This window comes from Chitinophaga polysaccharea (assembly GCF_902150045.1).
GTDB lineage: Bacteria > Bacteroidota > Bacteroidia > Chitinophagales > Chitinophagaceae > Chitinophaga > Chitinophaga polysaccharea_A.
Genome location: NZ_CABFVU010000001.1, coordinates 1902318 through 1928669 on the forward strand (window position 1 = coordinate 1902318; position 26352 = coordinate 1928669).

At 45.1% G+C, this 26352-nt stretch carries 15 protein-coding genes; 11 read left to right on the forward strand and 4 right to left on the reverse strand.

Annotated features, from left to right (window positions below; genetic code table 11):
• Nucleotides 1-73 precede the first annotated feature (73 nt).
• From FN124_RS07695 to FN124_RS07720, 6 genes are all read left to right on the forward strand, one after another.
• Entirely contained in the window at nucleotides 74-3202 is a 3129-nt protein-coding gene (locus FN124_RS07695) for an efflux RND transporter permease subunit (protein ID WP_142684146.1), read from the forward strand.
• A gap of 35 nt (nucleotides 3203-3237) precedes the next feature.
• Nucleotides 3238-4569 carry a TolC family protein gene (locus FN124_RS07700; protein ID WP_185937124.1) on the forward strand — a complete coding sequence of 444 codons (1332 nt, stop codon included), beginning with the start codon at nucleotides 3238-3240 and terminating at the stop codon, nucleotides 4567-4569.
• Between the two features lie 227 nt (nucleotides 4570-4796).
• Nucleotides 4797-5387, forward strand: a complete 591-nt coding sequence (locus FN124_RS07705; RefSeq protein WP_142684148.1) for a 3-keto-alpha-glucoside-1,2-lyase-like domain-containing protein — start codon at nucleotides 4797-4799, stop codon at nucleotides 5385-5387.
• Between the two features lie 228 nt (nucleotides 5388-5615).
• A complete protein-coding gene (locus FN124_RS07710) occupies nucleotides 5616-7424 on the forward strand; it encodes a type VI secretion system Vgr family protein (RefSeq protein ID WP_142684149.1) in 1809 nt (602 codons plus the stop codon).
• 211 nt (nucleotides 7425-7635) lie between these two features.
• Complete coding sequence (locus FN124_RS07715; RefSeq protein ID WP_142684150.1) at nucleotides 7636-11511, forward strand: PAAR-like protein; 3876 nt, start codon at nucleotides 7636-7638, stop codon at nucleotides 11509-11511.
• Nucleotides 11508-12641: a hypothetical protein gene (locus tag FN124_RS07720; RefSeq protein WP_142684151.1), complete on the forward strand. Its 1134-nt coding sequence runs from the start codon at nucleotides 11508-11510 to the stop codon at nucleotides 12639-12641. The genes FN124_RS07715 and FN124_RS07720 overlap by 4 nt, the downstream gene beginning before the upstream one ends.
• A 141-nt stretch (nucleotides 12642-12782) precedes the next feature.
• Here the strand turns inward: FN124_RS07720 and FN124_RS07725 are convergent, their stop codons facing one another.
• Nucleotides 12783-13514, reverse strand: coding sequence for a carboxypeptidase-like regulatory domain-containing protein (locus tag FN124_RS07725; RefSeq protein WP_142684152.1), 732 nt, complete (start codon nucleotides 13512-13514; stop codon nucleotides 12783-12785).
• 161 nt (nucleotides 13515-13675) lie between these two features.
• Between FN124_RS07725 and prs the strand changes: the two genes are divergently transcribed.
• From prs to FN124_RS07750, 5 genes are all read left to right on the forward strand, one after another.
• Complete coding sequence (prs, locus tag FN124_RS07730; RefSeq protein ID WP_142684153.1) at nucleotides 13676-14608, forward strand: ribose-phosphate diphosphokinase; 933 nt, start codon at nucleotides 13676-13678, stop codon at nucleotides 14606-14608.
• Between the two features lie 125 nt (nucleotides 14609-14733).
• Nucleotides 14734-15180 carry a GNAT family N-acetyltransferase gene (locus FN124_RS07735; protein ID WP_142684154.1) on the forward strand — a complete coding sequence of 149 codons (447 nt, stop codon included), beginning with the start codon at nucleotides 14734-14736 and terminating at the stop codon, nucleotides 15178-15180.
• A 133-nt stretch (nucleotides 15181-15313) separates the two neighbouring features.
• Nucleotides 15314-18835 carry a SusC/RagA family TonB-linked outer membrane protein gene (locus tag FN124_RS07740; protein ID WP_185937125.1) on the forward strand — a complete coding sequence of 1174 codons (3522 nt, stop codon included), beginning with the start codon at nucleotides 15314-15316 and terminating at the stop codon, nucleotides 18833-18835.
• An 11-nt stretch (nucleotides 18836-18846) separates the two neighbouring features.
• Nucleotides 18847-20337: a SusD/RagB family nutrient-binding outer membrane lipoprotein gene (locus FN124_RS07745; RefSeq protein WP_142684156.1), complete on the forward strand. Its 1491-nt coding sequence runs from the start codon at nucleotides 18847-18849 to the stop codon at nucleotides 20335-20337.
• Nucleotides 20338-20446: 109 nt separating this feature from the next.
• Complete coding sequence (locus FN124_RS07750) at nucleotides 20447-21163, forward strand: DUF2490 domain-containing protein (protein ID WP_142684157.1); 717 nt, start codon at nucleotides 20447-20449, stop codon at nucleotides 21161-21163.
• 119 nt (nucleotides 21164-21282) lie between these two features.
• Here the strand turns inward: FN124_RS07750 and FN124_RS07755 are convergent, their stop codons facing one another.
• The 3 genes from FN124_RS07755 to FN124_RS07765 form a co-directional block, all read right to left on the reverse strand.
• Complete coding sequence (locus FN124_RS07755) at nucleotides 21283-21771, reverse strand: YcxB family protein (RefSeq protein ID WP_142684158.1); 489 nt, start codon at nucleotides 21769-21771, stop codon at nucleotides 21283-21285.
• A gap of 20 nt (nucleotides 21772-21791) precedes the next feature.
• A complete protein-coding gene (locus tag FN124_RS07760) occupies nucleotides 21792-22289 on the reverse strand; it encodes a hypothetical protein (RefSeq protein ID WP_142684159.1) in 498 nt (165 codons plus the stop codon).
• A gap of 549 nt (nucleotides 22290-22838) precedes the next feature.
• Nucleotides 22839-26135 (reverse strand): vitamin B12-dependent ribonucleotide reductase, encoded by a 3297-nt coding sequence (locus tag FN124_RS07765; RefSeq protein ID WP_376765838.1) that lies wholly within the window; start codon nucleotides 26133-26135, stop codon nucleotides 22839-22841.
• Nucleotides 26136-26352 lie beyond the last annotated feature (217 nt).

Consider the following 26352-nt stretch of genomic DNA (forward strand, 5'->3'; position numbering starts at 1 on the left):
TTTCCCCACCGTACTATCCCCGGCAGCCTCACGCCAAAGGGATGCCCGGCAGGAAAATCTGAAAATAATTATCATGAGTTTACCTTCATTATCTCTCAAACGCCCGGTATTTGCTATCGTGATGAATATCATTATTGTGATATTCGGCCTGGTGGGCTTTACTTTTCTGGGGGTAAGGGATTTCCCGGCAATCGATCCGCCTATCGTAAATGTGCGCACCTCATACGCAGGCGCCAACTCCGACATCATCGAAACACAGATCACCGAACCATTGGAAAAACAGATCAATGGTATCGCAGGGATCAAAAATATCTCCTCCAGCAGCAGCCAGGGAAGCAGTAACATCACCGTGGAATTTGAACTGGGGCAAGACCTGGAAGGCGCTACCAACGACGTTCGTGATAAAGTGTCGCAGGCACTGCGCCAGTTACCGCCCGATATTGATGCCCCCCCGGTAGTGTCCAAACAGGACGCCAATTCGGATCCCATCATTTCCATGACAGTACAGAGCAACACCCGCAACCAGCTGGAAGTAACCGAATATGCCTCTAACGTACTACTGGAAAAACTTCAGACCATTCCCGGCGTAAGCGCCATACAGATATGGGGAGAAAAAAAATACGCCATGCGTATCTGGATGGACCCCGCCAGGTTATCATCCTACAGCCTTACCCCTGGAGATGTACAGGCGGCCCTGCTACGCGAAAACGTAGAACTTCCCTCCGGTAAAATAGCCGGTAACGCCACCGACTTCACCGTGCGCACCTTCGGGCGGCTCGTATCGGAAGATGATTTCAACGGCCTGATCATCAAAAATGTAAATGGCAGCGAAATCCGTATCCGCGATATCGGCCAGGCGGTACTGGGCCCCGAAAACGAAGAAACCGTGCTGAAGGAATCAGGCAGCCCCATGATCGCCCTCGCCCTCATCCCGCAGCCGGGCTCCAACTATGTAGCTATTGCAGAGGAATTCTATAAACGCTTCGAACAACTGAAAAAAGATATCCCGGACGATTATTCTGTAAACATCGCCATGGATAATACCCGCTTCATCACAAAATCTATTGATGAAGTGGAAGAAACCCTCATCGTCGCACTGGTACTGGTAATTATCATTGTATACCTGTTTTTCCGCGACTGGCTCATGGCCCTGCGCCCACTCATCGATATTCCCGTATCCCTGATCGGCGCCTTCTTTATTATGTACGCCTGCGGCTTCACCATCAATATCCTCACCTTGCTGGCAATTGTACTGGCTACCGGTCTTGTAGTGGATGATGGTATCGTGGTAACAGAAAATATTTATAAAAAGATTGAACAGGGAATGCCCCGTATGAGGGCGGCCAGGGAAGGATCTGAAGAAATATTCTTTGCCGTGATCGCTACCTCGATCACACTGGCCTTTGTATTCTTACCCATCATCTTCCTGCAGGGCTTCGTAGGGCAACTGTTCCGTGAGTTTGGTATCGTGGTAGCCGGCGCGGTAATCATCTCCGCCTTTGTATCACTTACATTAACGCCGGTACTTAACGTAAAACTTGGCCGTAAAACACATACCCACTCCTGGTTCTATACCAAAACAGAGCCCTTCTTCCGCTGGATGGAAGACGGGTACCAGAAATCACTTGAAGCGTTTATGCGTGTCCGTTGGGTAGCAGGATTGATCATTGCCGGTTGCCTTGTTATGATCTATTTCCTTTTCAAAACATTGCAATCGGAACTGGCGCCGCTGGAAGACCGCAGCACTTTCCGCCTTTCTATCACCACACCGGAAGGCACCGCGTTCGATTACATGGATAATTATGTGGATAAGCTCACCAAATTCATGATCGACTCTATTCCTGAAAAGAAAATTATCCTGAGCGTAACCTCCCCCGGCTTCAGCGGCTCCGGTGCGGTAAACACCGCCTTCGCCAACGTGATGCTCACAGAACCGCACGACCGTACCCGCTCCCAGAAAGATATTGTGAATATGGTGAACCGGAACATGAACAAGTTCCCCGAGGGCAAGGTATTTGCCATTGAGTCACAAACCATCCAGGTAGGCCGGCGTAGCGGGCTGCCGGTATCGTTTGTACTGGAACATATTAACTTCGACAGTCTTACCAATGTACTGCCAAAATTCATGGAGGAAGTAGGCAACAGCCCTGTTTTCCAGGGAACAGATGTGGACCTTAAATTCAATAAACCGGAACTGCGCATTCATATTAACCGCGACAAGGCAACACAGCTCGGCGTTTCCGTACAGGATATTTCCTCTACGCTGCAGCTGGCGCTGAGTAATCTCCGCTATGGTTACTTCATCAGGAATGGTAAACAGTACCAGGTAATGGGACAGGTGTTCCGCGCCGACCGCGACGATCCCATGGATCTCCAGAACCTGTATGTGCGCAACTCCCGCGGTGAAGCCATACAGCTCGATAACGTAGTGAGTATAGAAGAAGAAACCAGTCCGCCGATCATTTATCACTTTAACCGCTACAAATCAGCTACCGTATCTGCAGGGCTTGCGCCTGGCAGAACTATCGGCGACGGTATTAACGAAATGTACCGCATCTATAATAAACTGCAGCAGGAACATGTGTTGAACGATTCCTTTAATACCGCCTTATCCGGCTCATCACGCGACTATGCAGAAAGTGGTTCCAACACCATGTTTGCACTGGGATTGGCGCTGGTGCTTATTTACCTGGTATTGGCCGCGCAGTTTGAAAGCTGGGTGGATCCGCTTATCATCATGTTAACCGTGCCGCTGGCATTCGCAGGAGCATTGCTGTCGCTATGGTTATTTAACCAAACATGGAATATCTTCTCACAAATCGGCGTAATTATGCTGATAGGGCTTGTAACGAAGAACGGTATCCTGATCGTGGAATTCGCCAACCACCAGCGGGATTCCGGCATGCAAAAATCAGCCGCGGTGATCCATGCTTCGTCCATGCGTTTACGGCCTATCCTGATGACCAGCCTTGCCATGGCCCTCGGCGCATTACCGATCGCCATGTCGCTGGGCGCTGCAGCTACCAGCCGTATTCCACTGGGGATCGTTATCGTAGGCGGGATCATATTCTCACTGGTGTTAACGCTGTTTGTAATCCCGGCTATGTACACCTTCCTGTCGCGCAGGGGCCGCAATAAGAACGATGAGGAAGATGAAATGGAAAACGATGAAGAAGCACAGGTGGCAGCAGCACATGCCTGAGTATAACTGATTTGAATGATCACGATATGTTATTTATGATGAAAAATATAAAGAAGTGTTTCCTCTTATTCCTGTTACTGGTAAGTGTGGGTGCGTTAAAAGCGCAGCAACAGGTGCTTACCCTCGAACAGGCCATAGATGTGGCGCTGAAAAATAATTTCGATATCCGTTTGGCCAGGAATACAGCAGAACTGGCAGCTAACGATTACGCCTATGCGAATTTTGCATTTGTGCCACGCCTGAATGCCACTGCCGGAACAACCTGGAATAATACAGCTACCAAACAGGAATTTGTAAATGGTACCAAACGTGATACGAGTGGCATTAAGAGCAATAATCTCAGTGGTAATGTAACCCTCAGCTGGACGTTGTTCGATGGCCTGAAGATGTTTGCCACACGTAATAAGATTGCGTCTATCCGTGATCTTGGCGAACTGGCCATCAAAGACCAGGTACAAAATTCCATCTCCACTATCATCGGCGGATACTATAACATTGTACAGCAAAAGCAACAGTTGAAAGCTTTGGCAGAGCAGATGTCCATCTCCGAAGAAAGAGTAAAACTCTCTGATGCAAAATTCAGCACCGGCCTTGCTCCTAAAACAGATCTGCTCCAATCAAAAGTGGACCTTAATGCACAAAAGGCATTGTATATCCGCCAGCAAACACTGATAGAACAAAGCAAAGCCTTGCTGAACCAGCTGATGGCTGTGCCAGCGGGCGCTACAGGTTATGATGTGGTAGACTCTATCCCGTTAAACACCGGTCTTTCCTTTTCAGTGCTGCAACAAAATATTGCCAACAACAATACAGCTATCAAAGTGCAACAGCAGAATGTAAATATCTCTGCGCTCACCATAAAGGAAAGTAAAGCGGATTACTTCCCGGTAATATCCTTTAATTCGGGCTATAACTACAACCGTAATACTTCCAATGCCGCTACCAATGCGTTCAGCCCCAGATTCAGCAGGAATGGCGTTCTCAGCTACGGCTTCACTGCAGCCATCCCTATCTTTAACGGCTTTAATGTAAAAAGACAGGTGCAGAACGCACGGATTGATTTTGACTTCCAGAACATCACGCTGGATAATGTAAAATCCCAGGTAGATCTTTCGCTGAACAATGCGTTCAGGGACTATGAATACTATAAAAAACAGGTATCGCTGGAAGAAGAGACCAACGACCTGGCAAGGGAGAACGCGATGGTGGCGCTGGAGCGTTTTAAACAGGGCGTGTCTACTATCCTGGAAGTAAAAATAGCACAGCAAAGCCTGGAAGACTCCTACTACCGTCTTATACAGGCCCGCTATAACACCAAGCTCGCCGAAACTGAGCTGGGTAGGCTGAATGGAGCATTGCTGCAATAGTTTATCTTTTTTATATTGTAAGCGGATAAGTAAGGGAGAGATCTCCTGCTTATCCGCTTCCTGTTTCCAGTCATATCGCCGGCCCTACTGTACGGGCATGAACAGGCTATTGTATCGTTAACGAACATATCTTATATTGTGTAATGTAAAATATATTACAACTCAAAGTCCCTTTGTCAGGCATGGTTTTGCAAACCAGGTTACCATATTATAAAACAGGATAAAACATGTTACGTTACATTCTATTTGCCTTCATTGGCATTGTTTCTTTTAACAGTATATGCGCCGCACAGGAACTTCGTACCGTAAACCGGACGGCCACCGGTAATGATGTGATCCATTTAAATGAAGCACCCGGTGCGGGAGTAGCCTGGATCAGGAACAAACAATTTGATAAGGGCACCATTGAATTCGATGTAAAAGGAAAAGATGTTCTTCAGCAAAGTTTTGTTGGCTTTGCATTTCACGGCGTCAATGACTCCACATATGATGCTATTTACTTCAGGCCTTTTAATTTCCAGGTTCCTGAAGCCGGCAGGAGAAGCCACTCCGTACAATACATTTCGCTTCCTGCAAACGACTGGGAATTATTAAGGGAGAAGTATCCGGGGAAATATGAAAATGAAATAGATTCTTCTACAGATCCCAACAAATGGTTTCATGTAAAAATAGTTGTAACAGACGATGAAGCAGCAGCCTATGTAAATGGTAAAAGATGCTTAACCGTTACATTGCTTGGCACACAAAAAACAGGTATGGTAGGATACTGGGTGGGCAACGGTTCCGGCGGGGACTGGAAGAATCTGAAAATAGATTAATACTGTTGATTGATATGTTAGAAGTATGGCTTTAGGAACACCGGTTCTTAAAGCCTTTTTTTGCAGATCATTTTTTAAATCCAAAATAAATTCAGGTAGGAATCTTAATTATTTTTTATCAATTAAAATTATTTACATAATTTAGTTTCAATGTTTGTTACCAACCATTAAGTTTCACGTTAACTTCTCACCAAAACTTATCCTCAACTCTTTTTAATCTGTTTAGTCATGGCACTATACACGACAACTACCATATCAATAGGAGACCAGCAATTCAGGCAATTTGACTTTCTGCATTTGAAACAATTTATAACGCATCATCATGAATTTGAATTAAGCATAGGATACGGATGGCTATCCCGTTATGGCTCAAACGTTGTTACAGCGGGCAGTCATTTGCTGGGGAAAGAGATTAGCATATGCATACAGCCGGTTGAACCGGCATTCAGCCCTTTGTTGTTTAATGGCATTATCACCGGTGTGAGCGCAGGAAAAGAAAGCAGCAACAACACCGGCAGTTGTATCATCCGGGGTAACAGCCCTACTATCCTGCTTTCAGGCAGTCCGCATATCCGGTCTTTTGAGCAGCAACCTTTATCCTCCATTGTAAATACCGTTATAAAAAACTGTTACCCGTTTGCAGTTGTACCACAGGTAAATCCTTCTTTTACACAGCCACTGGAATATATTGTACAATATAAGGAAACGGGGTTCGATTTTATTCGTCGTCTTTCGCAACGCTTTGGTGAACATTTCTTCTACAACGGGCAACAGATCATCTTCGGACATTACAGTCAGCAGAAAACGGATCTGGTATTCCAGGAAGATCTGGTTAATTTCCAGTTGAGCACTGCGGTGCATCCTGTTCATCAAACCTTTCAGACATATAATTACAGCCTGCATAAGATACTGGAAGAAGATAGTCGCGGTGTTTCCTTACATCTTAATCCATATTCACAACACGCATTATCTGTGAGCCGGAAATTATTCCCCGGTAAAACAATTTTCAAAATCCCTTATGCCTCCGTCGGCAACTCCCCACTGACAGCATTTTCACAGCGCTTTCACAAAAGCCGCATTGCAGCACTGGTTCGTATACACGGTAAAAGCCGGAATACCAGCCTGTGTATCGGAAATACTGTCAGTATTCACGGGCAACCGGATGCAGTGGAGAACCATGGTGAATTTATGCTTACAACACTGGCGCATTACTGCAATGGTAATGGCGACTATTATAATACGTTTGAAGGCATCCCTGCTGATACTGCCGTGCCGGTTATGGATTCTGAAAAATTTCCCCGATGCGGGGCACAAAGTGCAACCGTAACCGACAACAACGATCCTGAAGGGCTTGGGCGTATCAGGGTACGGTTTAACTGGCAGCAGGGCCATAGCCCATGGATCAGGCTCTGTCAGCCACATTCAGGAAGTAATAAAGGCTTTCACTTTATTCCTGAAATAAATGAGGAAGTGTGGGTAGATTTCGAAGAAGGTAATCCGGAAGCTCCCTATGTCACCGGATGTGCCTATAACGGGAAAGCCTCAAGCGGTTTCGGAGATCCGCTAAACAACATCAAAGCAATTAAAACCCGCAGTGGGCACCTGATCCGCCTTGATGATACAGATGGCAATGAAAATATTATCATTACAGATCAGGGAGGCAATACTATTATGATGGACACCCGGGGACAGCATATCTCACTTTCGGCCCCTGAAAAAATAAGCATTACCGCCAGGAATATCAATATCAATGCTGCTGAAAACATCAGCATTGATGCAGGAAACAACATAAATCATTCCGCAGGCATAGATATCCTTCAGCATGCCGGCAATTGCCTTTATCAGTACACTGTAAACGATTACCAGTTAACGGCAACCAATATCACCAAAATTGCCCTGGAAAATATAAACATCCAGGCCAGGGAAATAGAAAAACATGCAGAAGAAATAAATATCGACAGCTCCGGCGAAGACCTGCAGATCAGCTCGGGAAAGGCTGTTTGTATAAAGAGTACGGAGAAGTCAAAACTATTCTAAAATAACAGCTTATGCGTAACCCCATAGCAGGAGGCATACTGGTGATCTGTAAAAAATATACAGCATCCGGGAAAAGTATCCGCTGGCATAGCACCGGAAAACTGTTTCTTTATTCCGGGAAATCTGTAGTCATAAATGGTAAACGGAATGGGATAAAATTCTATAAGGAGACGGTTATTCATAACCCTGAAAAATAAAACCTGTATCCTCAATGGCAGACAAACATTTTGTAGTGCATGGCGCTTTATGCAAATGCAGTTTCGGTAGTACGCCCGGCAGGATGCTGGTGGCAGCACATGGTGAATACATGAACGATGGCAGTGGAAGCTCCAAACCGGTGGCCAGTTCAGCAGAAACCGGCAATCCCTTCATGCCGGGGGCATTTGGCGCCTGCACGTTAACACGTACCACCTGTGTTCCCAATATTCTTCAATGGAAAAAAACATTACCGGGTATTATACTTTCTAATGGAGGGGAAATATTAACGGAACATAGTACTGCCCTTTGTGCGGTGTCAGGAAGTGCCTGCGTCAGCATACTGCACCACGGACAAACCGCGTGTATTACCAACCACCACGTTTCCGGAAGTGCAGCTGTTTCCATATCCGCGTTAAACCCGCTGGTCAATCAACAGCAATTAAACCAGAAGAATCCTGTTGTACGTGCCATTACTTTACGTATTGAGTGTCGTGATCAACCGGTAATATTCAACAGTGAAAAGCAAAAGGATAAGGTCGTTCCTGTACGGGTCAATGAGCCATTGCTGTTTGAAATTGAATGCGACAATAAACAGGTTTCTGCAGATGATTTAAAAATAAGATGGAGAATACTCCGGCAACAGGAATCCGGCGATAACTACACGTGGGTTGAGTCGTTCGGATTTGAATTATTATTCTCATTCGATACATGCGGTAGCTACCGGGTAATGGCCTATGGCGAATCGCAGGAGGAGGGCTCTATTTATATTGACCTGCATGCAGATAACAATAATCTTGAGAATGAATTTATTATTAATGAAGTAAAGAGTAATCCCCGACACCTGAAATACGGAACTAGCGTTTGTGTTGAAGCTGTTTACAGGATTATGCCTCCTACCATAGCTGAAAGGGCCGTGGTATCAATGCAGATAACCGATAACAAGGAGAACATTGTTGCAATAGCTGACAGCGACAAAATCTGCTTTACTCCTGCCAACGTATCTGCTACCTACTTTGTTTCCGCCCGGATGGCAAACAACAAACCTGTTATTCAAAAACTTAGTACTAAAAAAACAGGAGTTATATCTGTTATCAACAAGGAATCGACTCATATGATAAGGCCTCGGACAGATATGAATTTCATTGTTTCTGAAATGATGCATCATACGCTGCCACCGGCCATTTTAACAGCTATTGAATGGTTGCTGAATGGTAAGCTGGTAGGCGCCGGGCCTTCCATCACACTGGATGGCCATATACATTTCAGTATTCCCGGGAAATACACTGTTGCAGCACGGGTAAGTACCGGCGAAGAAGAATACTATACGACTGAGCAAAGCGCCTGGCATTTTGAAGTAAAAAATAATGAGGTGGTAAAGATCCTGGTGGCAAACGGCAACACCTACTGGATTACCGGGAAACAATACATTGTTACCGCACAAACCCTGATGGAATATAACGAAACACTGGATGGCCCTGTTTTCTGGGAACCTTATGGAGCGCGTTCCAATACAATATCAGATGTTTCCGCAACACAGGAAGGGACATTCACGATCAGCGCCCGTCTTGGTAATTTAAAAAAATCTATAAAGATAAATGCAGCAAAAGCTACTATAACCCGTTGGTGTTTTACGGATGAACAATGTATCTGTAAAGCATCTACAGGATGGGAGGAATTAATCCGGGTGGTGATCAGCAGTCCGGAAGCTGCTAACGAAAAAATACCATTACATCTGCTTCAGGTAAATCCTGCGAACCGTATACATTATGTAAAAAACCTCGGGATGCATACCTTTAATGCTGATGGGGGATTACAAATTGACATCGGCATGCACAGCCTGAAATCATTGCTAACTGATACCAGCTTTGAATGGGATACATTTCGCCTCCTGTTTGCAATTCCCCGTTATGCCAGCAACATCCTGTTTGCCGATATGAAAAAAATCACCTGTGATGGAACAGAATATTGGATTCCTATAAATCAAAGTAATAAACGCACACTGGAAAAGAGATTATATATCTCAATAAAGGCAGAAAGAAGGGTGGTGTCCGTACACTTTTACGACCAGCATAATAATCCCGCTTATAGGGCATATAAATACGGAGAGCAATTCCGTATGCATGTTCAAACCATGAATCTTACCGGAAAGGAGTTATTGTTCGAGATATGGGAAAACAGGTACCAGGAAAAGGACAAACATATTTTCAGCGATAAATTCCTGGTAAATGATTACGGAACAGCAAACGCACTGATAGACTCAAAGCGTTTGAAATCCGCTAACATGCTGGAAAATGGGTTTCTCCGCTGCTTTTATGTAGTCATCAGATCCACATCTGAAAAATATTTCTATCCACATGAAATAGCAGATAAAAATATTCTAAACCCGGATAACATTGGCTATTATCAGCATATAAAGTTATCAGACTGGTTCAGCAAGTCTGATAACAGGTATTCCGGGGCCAATGCCCCGGTAATACTCGGCGAGCCACTTGCCACCGGCGAACCGGATACCGGTTGTCCCAGGTGTAATGAGCCGATTACTACTGAACAACTGGCTAAAGTATTCCCCCATGCCGGGAGCACAGACCTGCAGGCAGTAGCTGCTACTTACAACAGGTTTATGGAATCAACCGGTATGAACACCTGCTGGAATAAGGCACATTTTTTTGCCCAGGTGGCCATTGAATGCGGTGGACATTTGAACATTAAAGAAGGGGAAAGCTTTAACTGGTATTGGGAAGACCTGGCTAAAAATTTTCCTCCTTTCAGAACAGCAGAAGGCAAAATAAAAGCAAAAGAGTGGGGAAGGCAGGTCCGAAAACCCGCCCATCCCGGCGTAACAAAAGAAAACCAACAGCGCATTGCTAATTATGTATATGGCCCCGACGCGGTAAAAGGGAAAACATTAGGTAACACACAAGCGGGAGATGGATGGAAATTCCGGGGGCGCGGCCTTATACAACTCACCGGCAGAACCGCTTACGTTTATGCAAATAATTTTACCCGGAAAGAAAATGCAGATATTCTTCTTCATCCGGAGCTGGTGGCCACAGATATAAAAATAGCAGTGCTTTCATCAATGGCTTTCTGGAAATGGAAAGGATTGGCATGCATTTCAAACGGTAATACGGAAGTAACCACCCAAATAAGCAAAGTAGTAGGACTGGACACTATATCAAATGGAAAAAGTGCTCATGCAGAAAAGAAATATTTCTTTGATGCTAAATCGTCTGTTCTATTCAGAACAAAAGATTGCCGGTATAAGAGCATAGCCAATGATGCACCCAACAGGTATATCATCAAAATAGATAAATTCAGCTACGAACTTGTGGAACAAAATGCTGCCTCAAATCAGTATAGATATGATCTGTATAATGCCAGTACGCATCTTAAAACATTCCTTCTTCAAAAAAACAGCAATGGCCTGTTGCCATTCCCGGAAACCGGCCCTAACTGGGGAAGGTATGGTGATCGCGATGGAGGGGACGATAACTTTATAGCCCCTGCCATTGCTGCACCGTTGTTTGGGTTCTTTTACGCACTTCCAGGCAATGGCTATAATGACAAACTTTATTTTAATGATATCTCTGCCAGTGATAAACGAAACATAGGGCATAAGGGACATATTCAGGGCAACGATATTGACATCAGGTATCCCGGAAGCTCAAACAAGAAAGGATCAGTGTTGTGGACAGAAGCGAAACTGGCGTATGGCAGCGAACGGGAGTTTCTGAAGGTGCTGGAAAACATACTTAAAATAGCCGGGAAATGGGGATTCAAAAACAATTTCGCCTATAACAAAAATATCAGTAATACATTGGGCCTTCTTACTAACATACATCAGAATCATTTCCATATCGGTTTAAGAAAGAAAAATATTAGAAAATGAATACAATTAGTTTTATAGTTGTAGTAGTCTTCATGCTATTCAGCATAGGTTGTCAAAACAAGACGAAGCCCAAACCGGAGCAGCCAATCGAAAAAAGTGATAAAATCATCAAAGGGGAAAAAGAATATACAATGAATATAGAAGCCATTAAACAGCACATGGAATGGCAAGCCCATATTGAGGCAACAGAAGACGGAATACCGGCAAGCTACAATTATACGGAGAAGGACGTAAATATCGCTTTACCAGTTATTGCGCAAGGCTTGAAAGACAAAGGATTCAAACAACTCAGGGATAGCTTTTTCACACAGGCGTTGGAAAATATATTTGGGAAAATATTCACCCATAAAACCGACAGGGTACGGTTTCATGATAAATACTACACCATTATCGAAGAGGGACAAGAAAAAGTAGACGAATACGATTACACCATTGAAAATATTTTTGTTTCAAAAGAATATAAATTCATATCATGGGTTCCTCTCCTGGGGGATTTTATTGAACTTGATACAGCCAATCGCAATTACAAAATTGATCTTCACCCGAGATTGATCGCCCGTAACAAATACCTCTTCAACAACAGCCGCTCCGACCTCGCATACCTTCTCGCTGAAGATACCCTCTTCCTCAAAACGCTGGTCATATCATTTGGCTACACAAAAGAAGAAAAAATAAACACACTCGTAATGAATGACTACCTCGGCCTCGATGATGATCATATGCCAACAGTGGGGGAGATCATCTTTGTAAAAAATGCGGCAGGTAAGCTTGAAATAAAGCAGGAGCTGCTGCAATGGATTATAGATCACACCCGCGCAGATGATATCTCCCTGCTTCAGGCACTGTCATATTATGCCTACGATTTATACGATAATAGCAGCAACGACATCTACACCCACAACCCTTTCAAAATATTTTCCCTGGATGAGAAAAGAAAAATTGCCGCCTATATTGCTAATATTTATGAACCGCTTCGTAATCAGCTGATGCCCCTGGATCCAGGGAAATGGCCGGTTTCAAGCGTACTGGAAAATTTGCTGATGGAAGATAAAGGGCTCGCTCATTTTCTTAAAGAACATCATTATTTCTCATTACCGGCGTTAAAACAGGAGCTAGAGCCGGATAACTGACAGTAGGCTACACGCATCAAACACATCGCTATTCATATGAAATAAAGCAATACAATACTTTGTTCGGGTACCTGACTGATGGAGATTGGCCGCTGTTTAAGCGAAGCTCAGTGCTTCATTTATTTTTGATCCTCTGTTTTATTAAGGCTCTTTCTTCTGTACTTTCTGCTTCTGGTATTCTTCAAACGACTGCTTTATATAAAGTAACAGGTCATAGTCGGATGCTGAATTTAAAAACTGGTATCCTGGTCTGTACTTATACATGAAGGAATCAAGCTCCGGGCTTTGCAACTTGGTCATCCTTCCCACCAGTTCGGGAGAGTACCGGTAGTCAATGAACTTCTCCTTCTCCCAGTAAACCAGTTGCTCATGAAACTGCTCTTTTCTTTTACGCACCTTACTCGGCACTAGATAACTTAAAGCAGTGATAGGATTTGCCGGCAACGTTTTAAGTACATCCATTGCTCCGGGTTTTCGATAATCGAAATACCGGCCATACTCATCACGCATTGCCAGTGAGTCGTTTCTATAGTTTTTACCACGCACGTTTACCCCTTGCAGCTCAAACAATCGTTTCTGCAGATAAACATCCTGCGATGACGACATTCCCGGTACCAGCAGTAATTTCGGTGTATAGCTTAACATGGAAAATTCAAGTGTATCTCCTGGAACGGCCTCAATATAAAACCGGCCATTTTCATTACTTAATGTACCCGTCATGGTCCTCTTGTTAACAATAGAAACAAAAGGTAATCCCGTTTTGGTATCCTGATCCGCTACCATACCAGACAAACGCACCTGTGCGAAAGTTCCTTGCAGGTTAATGAAAAAGAAAAAAAACAGTGCTCCGATATATGCTGTAAAACGAATCATGAATATAGTAATCCTTCAAATTTAATGTTCCACCCGCAAATGAAAAGTTAAAAAACGGGGAAAATATGAGTGCTCAACGGCAAAATTATTAATTATCAACGTTATAAATATCCCTCCAATCACTTATTTTTACGGCTGTCACCTGTTATCTTGTAAAAGTCATGCCACAGAAAATCATCTTTGCAACCCAACATTATCTGTATTTGAAAGACAGGATCCTCTCTATTGCAGGCTCCGCCTGGGAAAATGGGGAATTAGATATCCGCGATTTTCCTGATGGGGAACATTATCACCGCATATTGAGTAATGTTAGCAACAAAGAAGTGATTTTGCTTGGAGGCACCATCGATGATAAAGAAACCCTGGAATTATATGACCTGGCCAGTGGTTGTATACAGCTGGGAGCTTATTCCCTGACGATCATTATTCCATTCTTTGGGTATTCTACTATGGAACGCGCAGTAAAATACGGCGAAATCGTAAAAGCCAAAACACGCGCAGTACTGTTCTCATCGCTGCCCAATACCTCCCGGGGCAACAGGATAGTGATGATTGATCTGCATGTGGACGGTATTACCTGGTATTTTGAAAATGATGTTCGCCCGGTGCATTTATATGCGAAAGAGTTTGTAATGAATACGGCCATGGAACTTGCGGCAGGAAAACCATTTGTACTGGCCAGCACCGATGCCGGCAGGGCAAAATGGGTGGAATCACTCGCCAACGACCTGCATGTACCGGCGGCATTCGCCTTTAAACGCCGCCTCTCCGGCGATGAAACAGCCATTACTGCTATCAGTGCCGATGTAAAAAATAAAACGGTGATCATCTATGATGATATGATCCGTACCGGCGGTTCTCTTATCCATGCAGCACAATCTTATCGTGATGCAGGCGCCGGAGATATCTTTGTTATCACCACTCATGGCATCTTTGCAGGAAATGGCTTTGAAAAAATTAAAAGCTCAGGACTCATTAAAAAAGTGGTTTGTACCGATACCCACCCCGGCGCCATGGCCATCAAAGACCCCATGCTGCTCGTCAAATCAGTAGATCAGCTGATCTTCAATTACTTTCAGTCACAACACTCCTGATTGCTGTTGGCAGGCTATTTGTCATCCAAACACTTGTGAACCATGTAGCGGTATGTGAACCATGTAGCAGTATTTCCTGCAAAATGAAATGGCATAATTGCCATCCACAAATCTGACAAACATTTATGCTTGATTTTCGTATACTCGAATACGGTAGTTGCGACTACCATACCATGACTGACCTTCGTAGCGAAGTACTCCGGAAGCCGCTGGGGCTCACATTTTCGGCAGAACAACTACAGAAGGAGATGAACGACATCTTCATTGCGGGCTTTACTCAGCACAATGACCAGGAAACAATTGCAGGCTGCTGTATACTTACCCCTTTGAATGAAAACACCGTACAACTAAGGCAGATGGCGGTATCGCCCGGCTTTCAGGGAAAAGGTATCGGCAGAGAAATTGTAGTATTCGCGGAACAATATGCCCGTAGCAACGGCTTTGATGAATTAACCATGCACGCCCGGAAAGAAGCCACCGGGTTCTATCTTAAACTGGGGTATAAAATCTGTGGAGAAGAATTTACAGAGGTGGGCATTCCACACTACGAAATGAGGAAAAACCTGAAATAATTATTTTTTTGCTTCTGCAACCCATTGTAGAAGGCGTTTTGATTGTATTGTTATATTGATGGATAAGCAATGTAACAACAGACAGTATCGGAATCCTGTCAAAAAATTTTGTAACCAAATCTTTCATAATACGATGAGAAGCCATGTACTAGCCTGGTCGGGGCTGTGCTATGCCTTTTTCTGCTATACCTCCAGCAGCGCATACGCAAAACCCGAAGGGTATCTCACAGCAAAACAGCTGCAAGCCGATACCACCGTTCCGGTAGTGATTAAACCCGCTGCTGCTGATTCCAGTGTTAAACCTAAACAGGATACCACTGTTCCGGTAGTGATCAAACCTGCTGCATCCGACTCCACTGTTAAACCTAAACAGGATACTTCCAAACCAGTTGCTGATACCGCAAAACCTGTAGCTAAACCCAAAGAGGATACCGCACTCATCCTCCCACCGGACTCCGCTACCGCAAAAAGCGAAGTAGGAAAATTCCAGCTTTCAGGAACAGTGAAAGATGATAAAGGCACTCCCATTCCCGGAGCCATTATCCGTAACAAAACAACTAAACTGAATGCACAGGCAGATCCAACCGGTCAATACAGCATCAAGGCTGCCATACGCGATACCATACTCGTTACTGCCCCTACCTTTGGCGAACAGTCCATTCCGGTAGAAAAAAGAGGAGAGCTAAATGTTACACTGGTTCCCTCCAACGCTACTAAAAAAGTATTGGGAGAAGTAGTGGTCACCGCCCTCGGCATTAAAAAGAATCCCCGCTCTGTAGGTTATGCCATACAGGAAGTAAGCGGTAACGCTGTACAGGAAGCAAAAGAAGTAAACTTTGTAAACGCCCTCACAGGAAAAGTTCCCGGTGTGCAGATCAGCTCCAATACCGGTTCCATGGGCGGCGCCAGCAAAATTACCATCCGTGGGGTGAAATCCATTCTGGGCGACAATAACGCCTTCTTTGTACTGGACGGTGTACCAATGATGAACAACGTCACCAATGATCCCGGTCAGCAAAATGGCGGCGGTGGTTATGACTACGGTAGCCCAATGCAGGATATCAACCCGGAAGACATTGAAAATATCTCCGTTCTCAAAGGGGCAGCCGCAACCGCTCTCTACGGAAGCCGCGGAGCTAACGGCGTTCTCCAGATAACCACTAAAAAACGCCCGGATACTGAAAAAGGAATCGGGGTTACTTACAGCCTCAATGCCCAGATAGACCAGGTAGCCGTACTGCCAAAGTACCAGAATATGTATGGCGGCGGTAATGCAGGCAAATTCGATACCCTGTACTACAACGAGCATCCCGAAGGCTTCCTTAATGAACAAAGCGCTACTTATGATGATAACAATGGTAAAGGCCGTTACGACCTGATGCCGCAATACGCTGTAGACGAATCATGGGGACCAAAACTGAACGGACAAATCATCCGTCCTTACTGGTCATGGGATAAAAATAAAAATAACCCGTATTTCGGTCAAACCGACACCTGGTCGCCTCACCCGAATAATGTGAAAGACTTCTACAAAACAGGTTTTACACTTACAAATAATATCTCCATGGCAGGCAGCGATGATAAAGGAAGCTTCCGCCTGTCGTACGGTAATATGGATCAAACCTTCGTACTTCCCAATGCTACCAACAAAAGAAACAATCTCTCTTTCAATGGTAGCTATGAGCTCACAAAAGGAGTAAAAGCCGTGGCCTCCATGAACTATACTTCCTTAAATGTGAAAGGCCGGCCTGGCACAGGTTTTACCGGGCCCAACCCTACATTGCAGTTCACCATGTACGGTCAGCGCCAGCTGGATATAGAAAAAGAAAAAAGATATAAATACGATGATGGTTCCCAGATTACCTGGAACCGCCGCGCCTGGGACGATCCAAGCATTTCCTCCAGTAACGGCCCTTATTGGAACCGTTATATGGACTATGAAACAGATAGCCGTAACAGGCTCTTTGGATCTGCAGGACTGGATATAGATGCTACAAAATGGCTTTCCTTCTCCGGCCGCGTTTTCATGGATGATTACAACACACTCGAAGAAGAAAGAACTGCAAAAGATTATCTGGTAGGCGGATATATCAAACGTGTAAGAAGCAACCGCGAAATGAACTACCAGTTAACAGCGGACATCAAGAAGGATTTTGGTAAAGACTTCCAGCTGAATGCCACCGTAGGAGGAAATGTGATGCACCGGAAATGGACCGTTACCGGCGGTATAGCCCAGGGAGGCCTGATCACTAAAGGTGTTTATAACCTTGCTAATTCTGTACAACCTGCACAGTCAATTGATCAGTACTACGAAAAACAGATCAACTCCGTTTTTGCCACTGCTAACCTCGGCTATAAGAACCTCCTGTTCCTCGACCTCACCGGCCGTAGCGACTGGTCTTCCACCCTGGTAAAAGGCAATAACCAGTACTTCTATCCATCTGCTTCCCTTTCCTTCGTATTCTCCGATCTGCTGAAAGAATGGAAATGGCTGACATTCGGTAAATTAAGAGGTAGCGTTGCTGCGGTGGGTAACGATGCCGATCCATACAGGATCTATAACACATATGATTTCATCCCGCCTTTCGGCAGCAACCCGGTTACACAGTTCTCTCCAACTTTATTCAACGAAGACCTGAAACCGGAACGTACTACCGAAGTGGAAACAGGGGTGGAATTAAAATTCCTGGACAGCCGTATCGGTGTTGACTTCACTTATTACAGACGTGTTACCAAAGATCAGATCATCACACTGGCGCTGCCAACAGCTACCGGCTTCACCGGTGCCTATGTGAATGGCGGAAGCGTGGAAAACAAGGGTATTGAAATAGGTCTGAACCTGAATCCCATCCGCCTGAAAAATGGCTTCCGCTGGGATATCAGCGCCAACCTCGCCCGCAACCGTAATAAGGTACTGAACCTGGATATTGCACAGTACAATACTTCACTGGACTTCCTGACCATCGGCACCGACCGCCGTACACAGAAAGTGTCTGTAGTAGGCCAGGTGGGTGAACCACTGGGAACCATCCGCGGTACCGACTACACCTACCTCAACGGCCAGAAAGTAGTAGATGCGCTCGGTCGTTATGTGCCCAGCGAAATCAAACCTATCGGTAACGCATATCCTGACTATGTAGGCGGTGTTACAAACACATTTACATTCAAAGGAATTTACCTGTCGGCACTGGTTGACTTCCAGCACGGGGGCGATTTCTTCTCCTACACTAACCTGTACGGAAATAAATCCGGTTTGCTGGAATCTACCGTAGAAAACGGCATTCGTGAAAATGGTATCATTGTTCCCGGTGTTACCGCCGACGGACATGCCAATACTACGAAGATCAGCGCCCAGGATCACTTCAACTATAACGGTGGAAACGTGATCAGCAAGGCCAATCTTTATGATGCCAGCTATATCTACCTGAGAGAAGCCAAAATAGGTTATAACCTGCCGGAATCATGGTATAAGAAGATAGGCGCACAGGCTGCACGTATTTCCCTTTACGGACGTAACCTGTGGCTGATCAAATCCAATGCACCAAATGTGGATCCGTCCAACATCCTCAACTCTGCATCTAACGTACAGGGTATTGAAGGTGGCGCACTGCCATCACTCCGGTCTTATGGATTAAACCTGAATGTATCATTCTAAATTTTGTGAAGATGACTAAAAAGATTCTTAAATATAGCAGCATCCTGTTCCTGTTGGTTTCTCTGGTGGTAACCAGCTGTAAAAAGCTGGATGATATGAACCGTGATCCAACCAAACCAACCACCGCGGCGCCGGCAAACCTGCTCACCGGCGCTCAGAAAAGCACCATGGACATGCTTTACAGCGGGTTACAAAATGGCTTCATTGCCATGAACTATGCACAATACTGGACAGGCAACTCCAGGACCAATGATAGCCAGTTCAATCTCGATGAAGGTAATAACGCCGCTTTCTGGAATACACTGTACAGGATATCCCTGCACAACCTCGACGACCTGGTGAAACAAAACAACGCCAACCCGGGGCTTCCGGGCGTGGTAAATCAAAACGCTATTGCAAAAATCACCAGCGCCTGGATATACCAGATCCTGGCAGATACCTACGGAAATATTCCATACTCACAAAGCTTCCAAGGTAGCAGCAACATTACCCCTCAATATGACGACGCCCAAACCATTTATAACTCCCTGCTCGATACCCTGCAGGCACAAATAAATATACTGGACTCGTCACAGGTAAGCTTTGAAACCGGGGATATCATTTATAACGGAGATGTGATAAAATGGAAAAAACTGGCAAATTCACTGATGCTCAGGTTAGCTATCCGTATGGCAGATGCAAATCCGACAAAAGCCAAACAGGTGATAGAAGCACATTACAAAGACGCCCTCAGCAATAACCAGGACAATGCACAGTTCCAGTACCTGGATGCTGCTCCAAATAAATTTCCTTATAATGAATCCGAACGCGCTATCATCGACTTTTCTGTAACCTCCACCCTGGTAGATTATATGAAAAGTGTAAATGATCCGCGCCTCGGTATTTATGCCCGTCCTTCAAAAGATGATGACACTATCAAAGGCCTAACATACGGCTCTGCTGCCTCCGATCCGGACCGGCTTTCAGAAGGGCACTACTCCTTCCCCGGCACACAGATCTATAAATCCACCATGCCAGGTATCCTGATGGCCTACTCGGAAGTGGAATTTATCCTGGCCGAAGCCGCTGCAAGAGGCATGAGCGTAGGCGATGATGCCGCTACACATTATGCAAAAGGTATCACCGCTTCTATCAACTACTGGCGCACGCTCACCAACAATACAGACATTACAGACGCTACTATTGAGGCATATATTGCAAAAGTGCCTTACGTGGCGGGCGACTGGAGAAATGTGATAGGCACTCAGAAATGGTTAGCGCTTTATCCACAAGGCTTCCAGGCATGGTTTGAAAGAACCAGGCTGCATTTCAGCAAACCAGGTGGCCAGTCACTGTTCATCGCTCCAAAATCCGGTTCCCTGGATCCCAGCGTAACAATGGTTCCTTACCGGTTAACTTATCTGCAATCCGAACAAACACAGAACAAAGCCAGCTACGAAAAAGCAGCTTCGGCCATCGGTGGTGATAAAAAAGGCACCAAACTGTGGTATAATAAATACTGATACAACAATCAACTATAGCTAAACAACAATCTACCGGCGCCTGCATCTGCAGGCGCTTCTTTTTTTTATACTGATTTATTTATCTTTAACCCCACCTATATTAGCAATTATGAGGAAAGTACTGTTAACAATGGCCCTGCTGGCTATTGTACATTTTGTGTCCGCACAGGAAACAACGCATGCCTACCAGAACTGGTATACCTATTTTGGTACTATGAAAATTAACAGCAAATGGGCGGTGCCTTTCGACGTACAGTTACGTATCAGGGATGGCATCAGCAATAAAGGACAGCTGCTCATGCGTGGAGGATTGCAATATTCCGTTAACAAACGGGATCATATTTTACTGGGCTATTCCTTTATTCCCACCTACAATAATACAAGCAATACCTGGCTGCCGGAACACCGCATCTTCGAACAATATATCCATAAGGCAAAAAAACTGGATATGACACACCGGGTACGACTGGAACAACGCTGGGTTTCACAACCATCAGCACCGGGAGATCCGCATGCGATCGGTAACTGGAAGTATGGCAACCGCGCCCGCTACTTCAATCGCACACAACTCCCGGTCTTACATAAAAAAGCAGCCACCCCGTTTTATGTGGCCTTACAGGATGAGATCTTTCTGAACCTGTGGGGAAACGACATCAGTAACCTGCTGTTCGATCAAAACCGCTTCCTTGTTGCCTTTGGATACCAGTTCAATGCAAACCTCAAAGCAGACATCGGCTACATGAACCAGTTAGTACAGGTTACCTCCGGGGCTAAAACCATGAATCATATCCTGCACTTCAGCGTATTCCAGAACATCAACCTGTAATTTCAACAGGGTCGTGAATATTCCGGGGAGATGAAAACGGAATATCCATTTCCCGGAATATTCAGAATATCAAACTAATCATTATAATCAGTGGAATCCTGGGTCAGGCAAAATCCGCATCAGCGGTAATTACTAAATTTCGATTTGAGTATTCCCGCGAAATTGCGGTAGGCTTCCTCTGTCTGGAAAGCACTGGTAGGAATAAGGAAGAAGGTTTTCTTATCGCGGTAGAGGAAAAAGAATTTCTCAGTTTCCACTACCCGGGAAAAATTATTCCAGCTGATATTCCGGGGATGGTCACTGCCACGGGTGGTAATCAATAACCCCTCCTCAGAATACTTAAGATGTATACTGTCTTTAAAAGTAGCCGCCTTATTATAAATGGAAATGGGCAACAGGTACCAGAATACCCAGCCAAGCACCAGTATCATGATAACAATACCGGTAAGGGCGCCAGTGGTCACTACACTGAAAAAATATCCTGTTAAAGTAGCAAGTAGTAAGATAATGAGCGTGTTGCGAAAGACCTTGATCTCACCTCTCCGCATAAAATGATAGCGCAATGCATGCAACACATCCCCCTTATCGTAGTTAAACTCTAAATGCATTATCGCCTGGCAAAACTATTTTATCTGTTAACAGAAATCGACATAGGATTATCCATTTCATCACGCACAGTAACAGGTGCATTCTTCCGGCTGCGTTTTACATTAGACAGATCGTCCTCGCCAAATCCGGGGAAGTTCTTCTTGATGAACAGAAAATATTGCTGCAAGGTTTTTGGATCAACCTTAAAAGGGAAAGCCAACTCCTTACCACTTCCTTTAAGGAAGTCGTTTGTATTTAACTTGGTTTCGTTTTGTAAATACCACTTGTATAAATCCACAATAGCTTTTTCCAACTCTGCTTCATCAACCTTCTCAGTTGTCTCTACCCTTGGAAACATTAACACAAACTCTTCTACCCTTACAGGCTTGGCGTTATTTGTGTTTTTGGCATTATTACGGTTGTCGTTGTTGTCCCCGTTTTTATCACCATTATTGTCTCCGTTTTTGAAACCAGTGCTGGCATTTGCTGATGCGGCTGCGGCCAAAACTACCAACAGCATTAACAACAGCTTTTTCATAAGGTGTCAAATTTTCGAGTCTAAAAATACAATTATATTTTGAGATTTCTAGTAGATTCCAAAATATGCGTAAAAACCCCTGAAAAAACAAAAGCAATGGACGAACCATTGCTTTCGAGAGTCATTTACAGTGCATGATGAATCATGCGGTGTAGGAATATTTGGTTTTTCATAGGACAGTAACCATAATAAAAATTAATACAATAACAAATATAATAAAATTATATCGTGAGTTAGGCAAACCATCAAACATTAGAAATAATAAAATATTTGAAGATAAAATTTCAAAAGATGCAATAAAACTACTCTTTTTAGAAAAATATCAAATAGAAAAAAAGTGTGATGAAAATTAAGGACTTAAATATTGATCGGGGAAGTGAGAAAGAAACGGGTGTTTTTGGAAAAAAGTAAGGGCGCCTAGAAAAGCGCCCTCAATTTGTTACTATCCTATGAAAACCCTATTTGAATACAAAGGTAAGGGCATGTTATTTTTCTTTGAAATTTTAGAGGCTAAATAACATATCATTAACAATGAAGTTGCAACATCCATCAGCTGCAACCCATGCTGGTACCGCAATTCAAACATTTATAGCAGGTTCCTGAACGTACCGTGATATGCCCGCAGGTAGCGCAGGCCGGCGCATCACTTTGCATACTTTTCAGATAATCCTGGGTACTCCCTTCCTGCTGAAACGTAGCGGCAGCCTGCTTTTTAGGAATCCGTGGAGCAGTCGGACCGGAATTGTTCACCCTGCCTGTAAACGGAGCCACCGCATCCTCTTCTCCATCTTCTTCTCCGGTATTCCCGGGCGAATCAAGCACATGAACCAGGTCTGTACGCCCCAGGTACTCGTATCCAAGCACCCTGAAAATATAGTCGATCAGCGATGTGGCCGATTTAATATTGGGATGATCCACCATTCCGGCCGGCTCAAACCGGGTAAATACAAACTTATCTACAAACTCTTCCAATGGAACACCATACTGCAATCCCACAGAAACCGCAATAGCAAAGCAGTTCATCAAACTACGCAAAGTAGAGCCCTCTTTTGCCAGGTCTATGAATATTTCTCCCAGCGTACCATCACTATACTCACCTGTACGCACAAAGATCACCTGCCCACCTACATTCGCCTTTTGCGTAAAACCACCCCGTTTGGATGGCAAACTTTGCCGCTCTACAATCCTCGATAACTGGCGTTTCAGGGTGGTATCCCGGCTGGCCTGCATCCGCTTGTTCACTTCCTCCAGCAGCTCATCTATGGTAGCCTGTTGCAGATTTTGTTCTGTAGCCGGCTCTCCTGCCGCTTCTGCCTTCTTCTTTTTATCGCTCTTATTACTTAAAGGCTGGCTCAGCTTACTGCCATCCCTGTATAAGGCACAGGCTTTTAATCCAAGTTCCCAACTCAGCTTATAGGCATCCGCAATTTCTTCTACTGTTGCCTCATTAGGCAGGTTAATGGTTTTGGAAATGGCCCCCGAGATAAAAGGCTGTACCGCCGCCATCATCCTGATGTGCCCATGTGCATGTATGTACCGCTCTCCATGCTTACCACACTTATTGGCGCAGTCAAATACAGGCAAATGAGCCTCTTTTAAGTAAGGAGCGCCCTCTACGGTCATAGTTCCGCACACATAATCGTTTGCCGCTTCTATCTGCTCTTCCGTAAATCCCAGGGCATGCAACAGGCTGAATTCAAGATTGTAATATTCCTCCGCCTTGAAGCCCAACCGCTGCAGACATTCTTCTCCCAATGTATATACATTAAATACAAATGATATATCAAAAGAAGAAGCAACGGCAGTGTCCAGCTTTTTCAGCTCTTCACCAATAAACCCCTTTTCGCTCAGCGACTGGTGATTAATATAGGGCGCCCCGGCAAAACTGCCGGTTCCCTTTGCATAATCCACGATCGCCTTTATTTCATGGGAAGAATAACCCAGGTTCTGCAACGCGGTGGGGATCGACTGGTTAATGATCTTAAAGTAGCCGCCACCGGAAAGCTTTTTGAATTTCACCAGCGCAAAATCAGGTTCTACCCCTGTGGTATCACAATCCATCACCAGGCCAATAGTACCGGTAGGAGCAATCACCGTAGCCTGCGCATTGCGGTAACCGTACTGCTCTCCCAGCTTCACTGCCTCATCCCATGCTTTAGTGGCCGATTTCAGCAAATAATCCGCGCAATACCGCGCATCAATGCCTTTTGGCTTTATTTCCAGCCCGTCATACGCATCAACGGCATCATAGGCGGCAGCCCGGTGATTCCGCATCACCCGCAGCATATCTTCCCGGTTCTCTGCATACCGCGGAAAAGCACCCAGGTGGGCAGCCATTTCTGCCGAAGTTTTGTAGGCAACTCCCGTCATAATAGCGGATATAGCCCCAGCGATGCCACGGGCTTCTTCACTGTCGTATGGAATACCGCTCACCATCAGCATGGAGCCGAGGTTAGCATATCCCAGGCCCAACGTACGGTATTCATAACTAAGCTGCGCCACCTCCCTGGAAGGGAACTGTGCCATCAGCACGGAAATTTCCAGCACTACTGTCCACAATCTCACCGTGTACTCAAATCCAGGCACGTCAAACAGGTTCCTTTCATCATCGAAAAAGCGGCGGAGGTTAACAGATGCGAGGTTACAGGCGGTATTATCCAGGAACATATATTCCGAGCAGGGATTGGAAGCGTTGATACGGCCACCCTGAGGGCAGGTATGCCATTCATTGATAGTGGTATCATATTGGGTGCCCGGATCCGCACAACGCCAGGCGGCATAAGTGATCTGATCCCAGAGCTCTTTGGCCTTTACAGTTTTAGTCGTTTTACCGGTAGACCTGGCTTTCAGCTCCCATTCACCATCGGCCTCCAGCGTGCGGAAAAAAGAATTCGGCACCCTTACGGAGTTATTGGAGTTCTGACCAGATACCGTTTTATATGCATCTCCTTCATAATCAGAAGAATAACCGGCTGCAATCAATGCTGCCACCTTCTTTTCTTCCTCTACCTTCCAGTTTACAAAGTCCATGATCTCAGGATGATCCAGATCCAGGCATACCATTTTGGCAGCCCGTCTTGTAGTACCACCTGATTTAATAGCGCCTGCTGCCCGGTCCCCGATCTTCAGAAAGCTCATTAACCCGCTGGAAGTTCCTCCACCGCTGAGTTTTTCTCCATCTCCCCTGATACTCGAAAAATTGGTGCCCACGCCGGAACCATATTTAAAGATCCGCGCCTCCCGCATCCACAAATCCATAATTCCGCCCTCATTCACCAGGTCGTCGTTCACACTTAATATAAAACAGGCATGCGGCTGAGGCCGCTCATAAGCGGAGGTAGATTTTTCCAGTTTACCCGTATGCTGCTCCACATAATAATGCCCCTGCGGCTTACCTTTAATTCCATAGCTCTCAAACAGGCCAGTATTGAACCACTGCGGGGAGTTAGGCACACACGACTGGTTAAGCATGCTGTAGCTCAGTTCTTCATAAAATATCCGGGCATCTTCGGCTGAAGCGAAATAACCATACTTTTCGCCCCAAACACGCCAGCAATTGGCCATACGGTGTACCACCTGCTTCACGGAGGTTTCCCTGCCCGACGCCCCATCCGGCTGTGGTACCCCGGCTTTACGGAAATACTTCTGCGCCAGGATATCCGTGGCAATCTGCGACCAGGCAGCCGGAACTTCCACATTGTTCATTTCAAATACCACATCGCCGCCGGGATTACGGATCACAGAGGAGCGGAGCTCATATGCAAACTGATCATAAGGGCTCACGCCTTCTTTCGTAAAATGGCGGGAAAACGTAAGCCCATTCTTACTATTGACTGGATTTTTCATGCCCGTAAATTTTTTCTTAGATGATATAAATGAGTTAGTATAGCGGAGTACTCTAAAATTAATTTTTAAATGCCTGGGCCCATGCATTTATTTTGCACAGATTGTGGATAATTGCGCAAACAGTTTGCCAGCACATTTGTTATAAAGCCAAAGAAAAAACCGGCTTAAAATTTGTCATTAACAAAATCTTTACAGTTGCGCCACATAATCAGCTAGG